Annotated in this window: 14 protein-coding genes; 8 read left to right on the top strand and 6 right to left on the bottom strand. The window is 37.6% G+C overall.

Annotated features, from left to right (window positions below):
- The 3 genes from UMU13_RS06310 to UMU13_RS06320 are packed head-to-tail and all read left to right on the top strand — an operon-like array spanning position 1 to position 2,138.
- Complete coding sequence (locus tag UMU13_RS06310) at positions 1-756, top strand: ABC transporter ATP-binding protein (RefSeq protein WP_328217882.1); 756 nt, start codon at positions 1-3, stop codon at positions 754-756.
- An 11-nt stretch (positions 757-767) separates the two neighbouring features.
- Entirely contained in the window at positions 768-1,475 is a 708-nt protein-coding gene (locus tag UMU13_RS06315; RefSeq protein WP_328217883.1) for an ABC transporter ATP-binding protein, read from the top strand.
- Between the two features lie 18 nt (positions 1,476-1,493).
- Entirely contained in the window at positions 1,494-2,138 is a 645-nt protein-coding gene (locus UMU13_RS06320) for a CBS and ACT domain-containing protein (RefSeq protein ID WP_328217884.1), read from the top strand.
- Here UMU13_RS06320 and UMU13_RS06325 read toward each other — a convergent pair.
- The 6 genes from UMU13_RS06325 to UMU13_RS06350 are packed head-to-tail and all read right to left on the bottom strand — an operon-like array spanning position 2,128 to position 7,595.
- Positions 2,128-2,892 (bottom strand): DUF815 domain-containing protein, encoded by a 765-nt coding sequence (locus UMU13_RS06325; protein WP_328217885.1) that lies wholly within the window; start codon positions 2,890-2,892, stop codon positions 2,128-2,130. The two genes, UMU13_RS06320 and UMU13_RS06325, sit on opposite strands and share 11 nt — an antisense overlap.
- Positions 2,893-2,904: 12 nt before the next feature.
- The gene (gene hemB / locus UMU13_RS06330; RefSeq protein WP_328217886.1) at positions 2,905-3,873 is read right to left on the bottom strand and encodes a porphobilinogen synthase; all 969 of its coding nucleotides are present in this window, start codon (positions 3,871-3,873) and stop codon (positions 2,905-2,907) included.
- A complete protein-coding gene (locus tag UMU13_RS06335) occupies positions 3,870-4,619 on the bottom strand; it encodes a uroporphyrinogen-III synthase (protein ID WP_328217887.1) in 750 nt (249 codons plus the stop codon). Before UMU13_RS06335 ends, hemB begins: the two co-directional genes overlap by 4 nt.
- Entirely contained in the window at positions 4,609-5,535 is a 927-nt protein-coding gene (gene hemC / locus UMU13_RS06340) for a hydroxymethylbilane synthase (RefSeq protein WP_328217888.1), read from the bottom strand. The genes UMU13_RS06335 and hemC overlap by 11 nt, the downstream gene beginning before the upstream one ends.
- Positions 5,532-6,803: a glutamyl-tRNA reductase gene (hemA, locus tag UMU13_RS06345; protein ID WP_328217889.1), complete on the bottom strand. Its 1,272-nt coding sequence runs from the start codon at positions 6,801-6,803 to the stop codon at positions 5,532-5,534. The genes hemC and hemA overlap by 4 nt, the downstream gene beginning before the upstream one ends.
- A gap of 3 nt (positions 6,804-6,806) precedes the next feature.
- Complete coding sequence (locus UMU13_RS06350; RefSeq protein ID WP_328217890.1) at positions 6,807-7,595, bottom strand: cytochrome C assembly family protein; 789 nt, start codon at positions 7,593-7,595, stop codon at positions 6,807-6,809.
- 189 nt (positions 7,596-7,784) lie between these two features.
- On the opposite strand from UMU13_RS06350, the gene UMU13_RS06355 reads away from it, so the two are divergent.
- From UMU13_RS06355 to UMU13_RS06375, 5 genes are all read left to right on the top strand, one after another.
- Entirely contained in the window at positions 7,785-9,047 is a 1,263-nt protein-coding gene (locus UMU13_RS06355; protein WP_442902136.1) for an MATE family efflux transporter, read from the top strand.
- Complete coding sequence (locus UMU13_RS06360; protein WP_328217892.1) at positions 9,037-9,885, top strand: DUF2156 domain-containing protein; 849 nt, start codon at positions 9,037-9,039, stop codon at positions 9,883-9,885. Before UMU13_RS06355 ends, UMU13_RS06360 begins: the two co-directional genes overlap by 11 nt.
- Positions 9,886-10,166: 281 nt before the next feature.
- Complete coding sequence (gene zapE / locus UMU13_RS06365; RefSeq protein ID WP_328217893.1) at positions 10,167-11,240, top strand: cell division protein ZapE; 1,074 nt, start codon at positions 10,167-10,169, stop codon at positions 11,238-11,240.
- 190 nt (positions 11,241-11,430) lie between these two features.
- Positions 11,431-12,204, top strand: coding sequence for an inositol monophosphatase family protein (locus UMU13_RS06370; protein ID WP_328217894.1), 774 nt, complete (start codon positions 11,431-11,433; stop codon positions 12,202-12,204).
- A 7-nt stretch (positions 12,205-12,211) separates the two neighbouring features.
- Entirely contained in the window at positions 12,212-14,611 is a 2,400-nt protein-coding gene (locus UMU13_RS06375; RefSeq protein WP_328217895.1) for a DUF4388 domain-containing protein, read from the top strand.
- Positions 14,612-14,624: the final 13 nt, after the last annotated feature.

Raw genomic sequence — 14,624 nt, forward strand, 5'->3', positions numbered from 1 at the left:
ATGGCTGAGAGAAAAGTTGTACTTGAAGGAAAAGAGCTTACCAAAGATTTTAAAGGTTTAAGAGCTAATGAAAATGTCAGCTTCAAACTATTTGAAGGTGAAATTCTGGGTCTTATAGGCCCGAATGGAGCCGGTAAAACAACGCTGGTTAATATGATAAGCGGAGCGTTGTCAATTTCAAGCGGTGACGTGATTTATAATGACAGATCAATCAAGGGATTGAAACCTTATCAGATAGGAAGACTCGGACTTATAAGAACCTATCAGATAGTGAAACCGTTTCCGGGCATGTCTGTACTGGAAAATATTTCCGTTGGTGCAATGTTCGGCTCCAAAGATAAGGTTTACAGTTCCAGGGAATCGAAGGAAAAAGCGGAAGAGATTGCTGATTTTGTGGGCTTGAGTGATCTTAAGAAACAGCGTGCCGATCAACTGAATATCGCCTCTAAAAAGCGGCTGGAGATTGCGAAAGCGTTGGCTGCAAGACCGAAGGTCGTGCTTTTTGACGAGGTTATGGCGGGTCTTAACCCCAAAGAAATCGATTCGGCTGTTCAACTCATAAAGAAAATCAGGGATACAGGAATATCTATTATCGTGATTGAGCATGTTATGAGAGCAATCAAAGCTATTTCGGACAGAATATTTGTTTTGCATCACGGTGTAAAGATAGCTGAAGGTGAGCCTGATGATGTTCTTAATGATGAAGAAGTTATCAAGGCTTACCTTGGTAAACGATATAAACAGTTGGTATCTTGAGAGGTTTGTAAATGTTATCAGTTAAAAATCTAAATGCCGGTTATGGAGACGTGCAGGTCTTGTGGGATTTGAGTTTTTCCATTGACGAACCCAAAATTCTTGCAATTGTCGGATCAAATGGCGCCGGTAAAACAACGCTTTTGAGGACGATTTCCGGAGTAATAAAGCCGAAAAGTGGTGAAATACAATTCAAAGGCGAACGCATAGATGGCTGTTCTTCTCATCATATTGTTCAGAAAGGTATTATTCACGTGCCGGAAGGCAGGCGTTTGTTTCCTGAATTAACCGTTGATGAAAATCTTTTAATGGGGGCATACGCCAGAAGAAAGGGAAAAAATTTGCAGAAAAGTTTGGATGAAATTTACGAACTTTTCCCCCGTTTGGCTGAGCGTAAAAAACAAAAAGCCGGAAGTCTTTCCGGCGGTGAGCAGCAGATGGCAGCCATTGCCAGAGGGCTGATGGGCGATCCGGAAATACTTCTTATCGATGAAATGTCTCTGGGGCTGGCTCCTCTTATTGTTGACAATCTCGTTGACGTTGTCAGTATGATTTATGAAAGGGGGGCTACTGTTATGCTTATTGAGCAGGATGTGCAATTGGCATTGGAAAATTCCCATTATACCTATATAATGGATACAGGACGTATTGTAAAAGAAGGGGAGTCTAAGGAGCTGCTTGATGACCCTGAAATTAAAGATATTTATTTGGGTGTTCAATAAACATTTCGGAGGAAAAATATGTTTTTAAAAGACTGGATGTCATCCCCTGCTGTTACTGTTAATAAAGATGAATTCCTTCCCAAAGTGATAGAACTTATGAAGGAGAATGATATAAGGCATGTGCCTGTAATGGATGGAGACAAGCTTGTTGGAATAATTTCCGACAGGAATATAAAGGACTATCTACCTTCAAGCTCTACTACACTGGATGTTTTTGAAATTCATTATCTGATAGGCAAAGTTAAAGCCTCAAAGATAATGAAGAAAAACGTTATTACAGCTGAACCTTACACACCTATTGAGGATGCTGCAAAGCTTTTGTATGACAATAAAATAAGTGCCTTGCCCATTATAGATGACGGACTGCTTGTGGGTATTGTTACCGACAGGGATGTTTACAGGGCATTAATCAGTATTACCGGTGTGGAATCTAAAGAAGCCGGTTATAGAGTGTACTGTGAGATTGAAGACAGGCCGGGTACTATAAGAGAAGTTGCCGATATTATAAGATCATACGGTTTTGGTATCGAAAGTATCCTTTCATCGCATACCCTTACAGAAAGCGGGAAAAGAAAAGTTGTAATCAGAACAAGAGGCAAGGGGGATTTTGAAAAGATGGAGGATGCCGTCAAAAAAGAGCACCCGGATGCTATTATTGCTTAAATTCGTTTTGTATTTTGTTTAATAATAGTTTTGAGACGGCAAACTGCTTTGCTATTCTGCAGCTTCTGCCGCCTTTTTCTATTGCAAAATTTTCCGCTTCTTTCTTCCAGTCTTTGTCTAATATTACAGAATATTTTTTCAAATAGTGTTCTGCAACATTAAGATAAATTTCTTTTGAGATGGGATAAAAGCCCACGACCAATCCGAATCTTGAGTATAGCGAAATTCTCTCATTCGTTTCATCACGGGAATATATATCGTTTATATCATAAGAGTGATCGCTGATGATGTGTCTTTTGTTGGATGTCATTATATACATCACATTGGAGGGGGTTTTTTCCAACCCCCCTTCCAGTATCGATTTAAACTGTCTGTAATTCTTATCATCCCGGTCGAATGAAATATCATCGAAATAGAGGATAAATTTTAAACTATTTTCTTTTCTAAGGATTTTGTATAATTTGAAGACATCTCTTAAGCTGTCATCGGAAAATTCAATTATCCTTAGACCTTTTTTAAAATATTTGTCCGCAAACAGCTTTACGAGTGATGATTTACCACTTCCTCTTTCACCCCACAGCAAAACATTTAAAAAGGGTTTATCCTCCAAAAACAGATTAAAGTTTGCAGCCAGCAGATTTTTTTGTTCTTCCAAATACAGAAGATCGTTATCTTCCACTTTTTCAATTTCATCGATGCTTTCCAGATTACCGTCAGACCACCTGAAGGCTGCAAATTTTTCAAAATCCGGCATTTTGTTATTTTCCTACATCATTTCTGCATAAGTTTTGGCAAAATACGTCAATATGAGATCAGCACCTGCCCTTTTCATTGATGTAAGTGTTTCAGGAATTACTTTTTCTTTTTCAAAATATCCCTTTTCAATAGCATTCATAATCATGGAGTATTCGCCACTTACATTGTATGCGGCTAAAGGCATATTGTAATGCTCTTTCATATCTCTGATAATATCCAGATATGAGAGTGCAGGTTTTACCATTATAATGTCTGCACCTTCGGCTATATCCAGTTCGGCTTCTCTTATTGCCTCCAGCCTGTTTGGGGGATCCATCTGATAAGTTCTCCTGTCACCGAATTGCGGGACACTTTCTGCTGCATCACGGAAAGGACCGTAGTATGCTGAGGCGTATTTGGCTGAATAGCTCATTATGGGAGTGTTGTGAAATCCGTTATCATCCAGTATATCCCTTATTGCCTCGACCCTTCCGTCCATCATGTCACTGGGAGCAACCATATCCACACCGGCTTTTGCGTGTGTCAGAGCTTCCATACTTAAAACTTTCAATGTTTCGTCGTTGTCAACATCTTTGTCTTTTATTATTCCACAGTGCCCGTGGTCTGTGTACTCGCACATACAGACATCGGTTATTACATACAAATTTGACGTATTTTCCTTAATGGCTTTGACAGCCTTTTGAATCACACCGTTTTCGTTGTATGCCTCAGATCCTTTGCTGTCCTTGTGTTCCGGAATACCGAAGAGGATAACTGCGGGCACGCCGAGTTTTTCCAGCTGGATGCATTCCTTTACGGTATTTTCTATGCACATCTGATAGATTCCCGGCATTGAGGGAATTTCTTTTTTTACATTGGGCTTTTCCACAACAAACATTGGGTATATAAGATCATCCAGACTCAATTTTGTTTCTCTCACCATTTTTCTTATCGTCTCATTTTTTCTTAATCTTCTTGGTCTGATAACGGGGAAGTTCATAATGTTCCTCCTGATAGTTTATTTTTTTCATCATTAATTTTGCATATCAATTCAACCATATCATTCACAGTGTATTTATTTGGGTATACAGCATTTATACCGTTTTCCTGAAGATAACTGAATGTTGTCCTGCCGATAACCACAGTTTCCTTTACTGTATCTGGCATTTTTGTCTGTGAAAGAAAACTTCGGGCTGCTGAAGGGGAAGCAAAAGTGATGCAGTCTATAAAATTTTCCTGAATAAAACCGGAAATAAATCCCCGGGGGTATTGTATGCCTATTGTTTCATAAACAACAGGTGTCTCAACTATTGTTTTTTTTGATATCAAAAAATTTTTCAATGTGTTACTCGTTTTTTTAGGGCCGGGGATAAGAAACTTCATTCCGTTGATTTCCCTGTTCATAAACTTTTTTGCAAGACCTTCTCCGCTGTAATCCTCCGGGATTAAATTTACATCAAAACCTTCCCTTTCTATTGCTTCGGCGGTTTTTTTGCCCACTGCAGCTATTTTACCGAATTTTACACTGTTGATATATTTCTTAAAATAGTTAAATGCGTTGGAGCTGGTGAAGATAAGGTAATCAAATGCCTTGTTTTTAATTTCACATTCAACCGGTACAGTTTCAATCATAGGCAGAATGAACGGGTACAAACCGCGGGAAGAAAGCAGATTGACGAACTCCGCGGACTGTTCCGGCTGGCGGGTTATAAGGATTCTGTTGAGGAGTTTTTCACTATTCTTCATGGTATATGTTGGCCAAAATTTCCCTTCCGCCTGCATTTAAAATTTCCTTTGCGAGGCTTATTCCCATAGATTCAGCATTCTCCACGCTATCTTCAACTTCTCTGTAGATATATTCTTTTGCGTCCAGAGATGAAACCATTCCCATCAGTTTGAGTTTACTGCCGTTTAAGATGGAGTAGCCGGCGATGGGAACCTGACAGCCGCCTTCCAACGTTTTTAAGAAAGCTCTTTCAGCTTTTGTCCTGATATACGTTTCCTCATCGTAAAAAAACTTCAGCAATTCCTTGGACTCCATGTCGTCCTCTCTTACTTCTATTCCGAGTGTCCCCTGGCAAACCGCCGGTATCATTATGTCTTCGGTTAAAGTCTGTTTGAGGTGCTGGAAAAAACCGACTCTTACCAATCCAGCTTTTGCCAGTACTATTGCATCGTACATGCCGTCTTCAAGCTTTTTGATGCGTGTATTTATATTGCCGCGCAGGTTTTCTATCTGTAAATCAGGCCTGCGTTTTCTTATCTGAACCATTCTTCTCAGACTGCTTGTGCCCACAACGGCCCCATTGGGGAGTTCATCGATACTGTTATAGTTGATGGAAAGAAAAGCATCAAAAGGTGTTTCCCTTTTCGGTGTAACGTAAAGTTCCATACCTTCGGGCATTTCGCTGGGTACATCCTTCATACTGTGAACTGCTATATCTGCTTCCTTTTCGTAAAGCGCATTTTCCACTTCTTTTACAAAAAGCCCTTTACCTCCTATCTTAGCCAGAGGTGTATCCAGGATTTTGTCCCCTTTTGTTTTTATTTTTTTAAGTTCAATGGTTACATCTGGATATTTTTTGTTAATTTCGTTTTTGATAAAATCAGCCTGCCATACGGCCAGTTGGCTGCTTCTCGTTGCAATGGTAAGTTTTTTCATTTCTTCTCCTCTAAGTTAAAGATTATATTGACTGCCTCTATCAACGTATATTTGTTTTTGCTTGTTCCGTGATTCTTGAGATTTGTGAGGGGGGTATGGAGTACTTTGTTCATATATGAGTTGAGAATATTGTTAAGCAGTTTTTTTGTCTGCTCGTCTTCAATTTTGGATTTATTGATAAACCTCTCCAGCTCCATCTCTTTTATATCTTCAAACATTCCTCTCATTTCCTTGATTACCGGTACAATTTTAAGTGACTCAACCCATTTGTGAAAATCGTTTACAGATTGTTCCACGATTTCCATGGCTTTTACTGCTTCTTTTTCCCGGGCTTTCTTGTTGGCTTCAACAACAGATTTTAAATCATCTATATCGTACACATAGGTGTTTTCAATATCATTAATTTTTGGGTCAATATCCCTGGGAACGGCAATGTCTATAAAGAACATGGGCTCGTATTTTCTGCTTGCCATAGCATCTTTGACCTGATCGTGTCCCAGAACATAATAAGGTGCTCCGGTGGAGCTTATGACGATATCCGTTTTTTTGAGGTATTCCGTGAAGCGTTCAAAATCCACCGGGATACCGTTGATTTCCTGAGCAAGTTTTTCCGCTCTTGAATAAGTCCTGTTTGTAACAAAAATTTCCGATATATCGGCGTTTCTTAAATGTTTTGCAGCAAGTTCACACATTTCGCCGGCTCCTATTATGAGGGCACTTTTATTCTTCAGCTCTCCGAATATTTTTTTGGCCAGTTCAACAGCGGAATAACTTACTGTTATCGGATTTTCCGATATGCCGGTATTGGTTCTTACCTTTTTTGAGGTTTTTATTGTGAACTCATCCAGTTTTTTCAGGAGTTTATCCATTCTGCCGTGGATGTTGGCAAGACGAAAAGAGTCTTTAACCTGACCGAAAATCTGTGGCTCGCCCAGTACGAGTGAATCCAGACCAGAAGCTACTTTAAAGATATGTCTTACTGCTTCTGATCCGCAGTGTATATACGTATGTTTTCTCAACTCAGAGTAATCCACACCGTTTTCCTCGGAAATAATCTGCAACACATTTTCAACGTTGCAGAGAAAATCATCCGTTACAATATAATATTCCACCCTGTTACAGGTGGAAAGAATCATTACCTCATAGATACGCTCGTTCTGCAGTATCTGCTCGTAAAAATAAGGCAGTCTGTCTTCTGGGACGGCTAATTTTTCCCGCAACTCGACCGGTGCAGTGTTATGATTTAATCCCAAAACAGCTAATTGCATTGGTTACCCTCTTAAAAACAAAGCTACGCCGAAATACATAATTACAATACATATGAATCCCACGACACTCCACAGTGCCGATCCCCGCGGCGCCAATCCTTTTGTTTGTCTTATTAATATAATGATCCCGAAAACCGCCCACGTTATTACAGCAAATATGAGCTTAGCGGAAAGTAACAGCGTACCGTTCCATTCGTAAAGCCCCCATATTATTCCTGCAATTAACCCTATAGTAAAAACGGCAAAACCTATGTTCAGTGAATTTTTATTAAGATTGTTAATTACGTTTAAAGGCGGAAACTTGGAATATATGAATCCGAAGTTTTTATTCTTAAGCTGATTTTCCTGTACAAAATACATTACGCCGGAAATTGCAGCAAACAGAAAAAAAGCTGATCCCACAACGGTGAACGGAAGGTGAATATAAAGCCAGAAGCTGGTTGCGAAATCTCTTGCGGGATTTATGTCTTTAAAGGCGAATGTAAAAAGACCGAGAATTATAACAATAGGCATGATAAAAAGGAGCATAGACGGTCTTTTATACTTAATGTATAAAAATAAGTAAACTGCAACAAGAGCTGCAGTCAAGATTATCAGCAAACCGTTCATCGAATGTGAAGGGAAAGTACCGGTTTTTATCCATTTCACAGATATATCAATAATGTTGAGGATAAATCCCGATAGTGCAAATATGTTTGCAATTCCTGCAAGTTTTTTATATTCAAGAAAGAAAAATAAACACATATGAAGCAGTGAAAGCATATATAATAAAATAACGATATCATATATCATACTATCCTCCGGAGTGTAGATATATTTAATGTTAAAAAGTTTTAATAAATAATAATTGCAAATTTAATCGATTTTATAGTACAGCTTAATATAATATGTAAAGTATTAAAAGGAGAAAATATTTTTAAAAGGATAAATTTCAGGGAGCTTCTCCCCCTTTTCTCCCAAAGCTGGTCAATCAGCTGGCCGATGATTCTGATTATGGTTTTTATGTTTTTCATCAGCCTCACTGATGTGTTTATTGCCGGCCGGATAAGCAAGGATGTCCAAGCCAGTGTGGGACTGGTTTCACAGGTTTATTTTATTTTTGTGGTGGTTGCCACATCATCAAATGTCGGCACCGTTTCGGTTATTTCAAGGCTTTACAGCTCAGATGACAGAGACACGTATATAAATGCTGTTTATTCAATATTGCTAACAATTTTTATTGCAGGGATAGTTCTTTCAATTCTCGGCGTTCTGCTTTCTCCTATTATTATAAGATTATTAAATGTCCCTGAAAGTATTAAAAAGATCAGCATCCCTCTGACGCAGATTTACGCAGCTGGTGTGGCGTTTCAATATGTTCTCCTTTGCACCAACGGAATTTTAAGAGCAAGCAAGATGGTCAAAAGATCGCTTTTTACAATGTCGGTGGTTTGCGTTATTAATATTTTTCTTAATTTTTATTTCGTTTTTTATACTCCGATTTACTATAACGGTATTGCCCTATCAACCGCTGTGAGTCTTTTTATCGGGGCAGTGATTAACTTCATTTTTGTTAAGAAAATTCTTAAAGGTGCGTTGAGCTACACTTTTTATTATGTAAAGAAAATTTTCAATATAGGCTGGCCTTCGGCATTGCTGCAGCTCGGCTGGCAGCTGGGCACAACAACGCTGTTTCTGATAATAGCAAAGCTGCCTGAAAAAAGTGTGGAAGTAATGGCGGCGCTGACAAACGGTATGCGTATCGAATCGGCTATTTTCCTGCCGGCTTTTGCTTTTAATATGGCTAATGCTGTGATAGTAGGAAACTTGCTTGGTGAAGGCAAAAAGCATGAGGCTTTTAAGAACGGTATTGTAACAGCTGTTATGGGCGTTATCACGATTACTGTAATGACATTGATAGTGGTGATTTTTGCCAGAGATGTTTCCCAGATTCTATCTAAAAACAGTGTAGTTATAAATGAAAGTGTATTATATATTTATATCAGTATGATTAGTGAGCCTTTTATGGCTTTCAGTGTTGTGCTTGGGGGAGGCTTGAACGGAGCGGGAGATACGAGAAGCGTTATGATAAGAATAGTAGCTGGTATGTGGATTGTTCGCATTCCGCTGGCATATATTATGGGGATAACGTTAGGTTTCGGAGCTCCGGGCATTTGGTGGAGTATGAACGCTTCTATTATTACCCAGATGATTTTAATTGCGCGCAGATATTTTAAAAAGGAGTGGCTGGATTATGCAGTGTGAAAAACTTGAGTTTGAGCATAAAAATATGTTACATGAAAGGTTGAAGAAAATAGATACCCCTATAGCAGAATACAGTTTCGCAAATCTTTACCTTTTCAGAAATATTCATGATTATAGAGTTGTGAAAGATGAGGATATTTTTATAAAAGGCAAAAGTGTGGACGGTTATACTTTTTTAATGCCCACCAATAATATATCCCAAATTGATATGGAATATTTGAGAAGTATTTCCCGGGAGGTGGACTTTATTTTCCCCATAGATGAGCACTGGCTGCAGTATTTCGGGGATAATATTATTTGCAGCAATTTTGAAGGGGAAACAGATTATATTTATACCGTTGATAAAATCAGTACGTACAAAGGAAGAAAACTTCATAAAAAAAGAAATCTGCTAAAGCAGTTTTTAAGGGATTATTCTTTCGAGTGCCATCCTCTAACCGACAAAAATGTCCATGATGCCTTTGAAATACTGGATGTATGGCAGAATGAAATAGATCTCTCACCTGAAGAGACAGATTTTTATGCCTGCCAGGAAGCTTTGAATATGCATGACGAACTTGTTTTGTGCGGACTGATTTATTATGTGGAGGGTGAGCCGGCTGGATTCATTATGGGAGAAGAATTGAACACAGAAATCTTCGTAATACATTTTGCAAAGGGCAAAAAAAATATAAAGGGGATTTATCAGTTCATCTACAACGATTTTGCAAAACGGCTTCCTAAAAAATATAACTATCTTAATTTTGAACAGGATTTGGGAAAAACTGCTCTCAGAATAGCAAAGTCTTCCTATGTTCCTGATATTATGTATAAAAAATTCAGGGTGAAAATGCTGTGACTTTTTGGGTAACGGATTTTGGTATATTGGTGTGTTAGTATTAAGCGTTAAGTGTTAAGTTTTAGATACTTTATTTCAGGGGCATAAAGCAAATAAGCACGAATAACGAAGAATAACAATAAGTAACCATTTACTTCTGCTAACGTTGAACCCTGAACTTCTAATACCTCCACCTCATGGATTACGCATCAAGGTTTTACTTTTGGTAGCCAGCAATAAGACCTTGCAATGTTTTCTTATTTTGTATAAAAGTGTATCTCAAAAAGCCAAGAGAGTTATCCATGATTGTAAATATTTCCGATTTAAACTTTGATGTTTCAGTCAGTGAATGCATGAAGAACATGAAGCCTCATCCTAAGTTTCAGCATTGTACGTTTGAAAATTATATTCCGGATTCGAGATACCCTTCGCAGTCATCCATAAAGAACATACTGTCTGAAAAAGTGCTTTCAGCGGGCAAAAACAAAATCAAATACCAAATAAACAATAAAGGTTTCTTCGGTTTTTTAAAACGGAATAACAACAGTGATAAGAATACTGACAATCAGGATATGGATTTAAACCTGTATCTTGACGGAGGATTCGGTGTGGGCAAAACCCATTTGCTCAGTGCCTGTTATAATGTGGCTGAAACAGATAAAAAGACCTTTCTGAGTTTTGGTGAGTTGACATACTTTTTTAATTTTCTCGGGATAGAAAAATCCATTAAATTCTTCAGCGATTTTGATTTAATTCTGCTCGATGAATTTGAATTGGATGATCCTGCAACCACAAGAATGATTGCAAAATTTTTTCAAGAGCTCGGCAACGATACACTTGTAATTACCACATCCAATACACTGCCTTCTGATTTGGGAAAAGGCCAGCACTTTCAAATAGAGGAATTTGAAAGAGAAATGGGGGTTATTGCAGATTCATTCAGTACTTATGTCATTGAAGGGGAGGATTACCGCAGAAAAAGCGGGAGTCAGCTGTGGAAGAGGGTTGTTGATAAAGAATTTTTTATGGATCAATACACAAAAGCAGACACTGAGGCTGCAAGCAAAGGGCTTATAGGTTTTGAAGATTTAATCAGTCTCCTCAAACAAAATCATCCTTTTAAATATTATATAATACCGGATAATACGGAGGCACTCTTTATTGACGGGGTAAAACCTTTCAGTTCCCTTGATGAAGCTCTGCGTTTTGCACATCTTGTTGATAACTGCTATTACTACAATACAAAAATATTTATACGGTCTGATTATCATTTAAATGATCTTTATATTAATGAAATGTTGGAATCTTGCTTCCAAAAGAAGTTCCTGCGCTGTTTGTCCCGACTTGACGAGCTTGCCGTGTTTTATCTTAAATAGTTTAAATCTGCATTTCAGCTTTTCTTCTTATCTTTTATTATATTATTGCTGGATAAGATAATTTTATGTTAAAATTGTAAAAAAATTAATTTTATGCAATATTATACAATCAAGGCTCCGTTTTTTGAAATCGGGGTTTGAGTAACTTTGCTGTTGATTCAGTTATTTTGAGGAGTGTAAAGGAGAATGGATGATATCAGATTTGATTAATATATGCAAAAAGGGCGGAGAAATTATAAAAGATAACTTTGATAAAAAACTGGATGTAAACAAAAAATCAACTATAGACCTGGTTACGGATGTCGATTATTTTGTTGAGAAAGTTGTAAAAGAGGAACTTAATAAACAATTTCCATCTGTTGAAATAATAGCTGAGGAATCAGCCCTTGATAATATAGAAAAGGAAAAGCCTGTGTTTTATCTTGATCCCATAGACGGGACTACTAATTTTGTTCACGGCTTTCCTTTTGTGGCTGTTTCTCTGGCTTACTATGTAAAAAACAGCGCTGAAATCGGAATTGTTTACAATCCGATTATGGAAGAATTGTTTACTGCAGAAAAATCCAAAGGAGCTTTTCTGAACGGCAAAGCAATAAAAGTTTCATCAACTGATAAGATGATAAACAGCCTTATTGGAACAGGCTTTCCATATTCCATTGTGGAAAGAGAAGATAATGAAGTTATAATACAGCGCCTTCGCAATATTCTTGAAAACAGCCGGGGAGTCCGCAGGGCCGGTTCTGCGGCGCTGGATTTGTGCTATACGGCAAAGGGTGTTTTCGACGGATACTATGAATCCGGTCTGAATCCTTGGGATGTAGCAGCGGGTAAACTTATTCTTGAGGAAGCGGGGGGATGTGTATCCTCTATCAGCGGAGGAGAATATGATTTCAATGACTCATGGATAGTAGGTTCCAATGGTCTGATACACGATGATTTGATAGGAAAAATAAATATTTCATGAAGGAAGTATGGAGAAGAATAACGAGGCAAGGGAATTAACAGGCGATCTTAGTTCAATGCCGCTGGCTGATGTGTTCCAGTGGATATCTCTTTCAAAGAGAACAGGTGAGCTTTATCTTCAAAGTGACAATGATGAAATATCCATTTCATTTATTAAAGGTGAAATCGCACATGCCAGTACCAATCAGCCCCGTTTTTTGCTGGGGCAGCTTCTTTTGCAGTACGGGGAAATTGATAAACAGCAGCTGATTAAAGGGCTTGGTGTTCAGAAGAAAGAACAGAAACCCCTTGGAAAAGTTTTGGCAGAGCTTTCCTATATAACCAGTGAAAATCTTGAGAAGATTATTCATATACAGGTTCGTGATGTAGTCTTTTATATTCTGACCTTAAAATCCTGTTTTTTTAATTTTGTTGACAAGGAAATTACAACCGGAATAGATCATCTTATTCAGGTGGATGAAATTCTCATGAAATGTATGAAGAGAATTGACCTGTATAATGATATGCTTGAACATTTTAACGAAAAATCCATTCCGGAGGCTAAGGGCTACGAGGGCTGGCTTAAGCAATATATAAACTCAAAGAACAATGTATCACGTATCGTCAGACTTGCCGGCGGGGACTGGTTTGATGTTTACAAAGAGATATTCAGTGGTATAAGCAACGGCCAGATTGTGGTCAGAGAGGAGTCCGAAGAAGATGTTGAAGACCCTGTGCTGGAATTTCTCGTTGCACTGGAATTGTTTAATAAAAATAAGATTTATGAATCCTATAAAATTGTACACGGGCTGGTACGCCACCACAGCGTGAAAGAGCAGATTAGAAAATTTTACAGCAATTTGAAACTATTTATCTCCCGTTATTTTTACAAAAATTACGGCGGTGAAAATTCATGCTTTTCTTTAAACAGAGCCAGACTTTCTGATGAGAATATACATATTTCGGCAACAGAGGGTTTTATTTTATCCCGTATAGAAGAATATCCCTGTGTCAATATGCTTGAAAAGACTGTAAATCTGGATAAGGTTGAAATTTTTCTCATAATAGATAAGCTTTACAGGCTTAATTTGTTATCTCTTAAAAGAAAAATGAAAAACAAAACAGAGCTTATCGGGCTGGATGTGATAAGTGGTCTCCTCTCAGTATACAAAAGGGAGCTGTCCGGGGAAATGGAGATAATTACAGAAGATCTGACGGCAAGATTATTTTTCAATGGCGGCAGGCTTAAGTTTTTATTCTCTACAACAGATAAATATGACATCAAACGTTACCTTGTAAAAAAAGGATCATACAAAATTGATGAACAGGCATATGAGCAGGATGTTGAGGGGTTTATTCAAAAACTAATGAATGATAACGATTTATCTATTCAGGATCTGCAGCCTATATTTAAGATTTACCAGAATATGGTTTTTTATGAACTTCTGAGTCATAAGGTTATTTCGATAATTTTCTATCATGAGAAAAATTTTCCGGACGTTTTTAATATAAATATCAATCTGGTTTATCTTATTATTTTTTCTATAGTAAGCAATAATATTGTTCTGGAAAATAAATTGGATTTCTACTATGACTACGAGCTTTTAAAAGATAAACAAAAACTTTTGGAAGAAACTGCGGATCTTAAGATAGTTAAGGAGATGCTGGAGGATTTTGAGGATAATTATATCGGTAATGACAAGCTGAGAAATTATAATAAAACACAATTGTCCATATTAAACGTATTTTTCAAGCTGGGCTATTTGAGAGAGGTTGCAAAACCGGAAGTACCTCTGGAGGATTTGCAGAATTTTCTTGCTGAAATAAAGAACAAAAACTCTTTTGAAATTTTTGGTGTTGATGAAAAATCTTTTGATTTGGACTCGATAAAAGAACAGTACATAAAATTTACAAAGAAATACCACCCTGATCTTTTTACCAATAAAGAGCATAAGAAAACGGCTCAGGAAATTTTTGAGATGATTAAATCGGCTTACGATTATCTTCTGGAGGAAGAACAACACAGGAGAAATGAGAATGATGAGGGGACCAAAGTCGATGTGAAAAGTATCTTTATGGCGGAACAGCTCATCACAAGCGGCAAAGTTTATTTAAATATGGGCAGAATGTCCGACGCAATCGATGCTTTTAAAAGGGCTTATGAAAATTATTCTGATGATGAGGAAGTTAAAGCTTATTACGGCCTGGCTAAGGTAAGAAGTGGTGAACATAAAAAGGGGTTTGAAATACTTAAAGAATGCAATATTGAAAGTTTTGATGAGCCTGAATTGTATATAGCTTACATAGAGGCTGCTATAAAACTGAAAAAGAAAAAAGAGGCTTCTGCTTTGATAGATAAAGCTATTGCAAAATATTCCGAATATTCAAAACGCCTTAATGCTTATAAAAGCCGTTTAAAACATATGTAATTTGATTTAATAT

The organism is Flexistipes sp. (assembly GCF_036172515.1).
In the GTDB taxonomy this organism is placed as follows: Bacteria; Chrysiogenota; Deferribacteres; order Deferribacterales; family Flexistipitaceae; genus Flexistipes.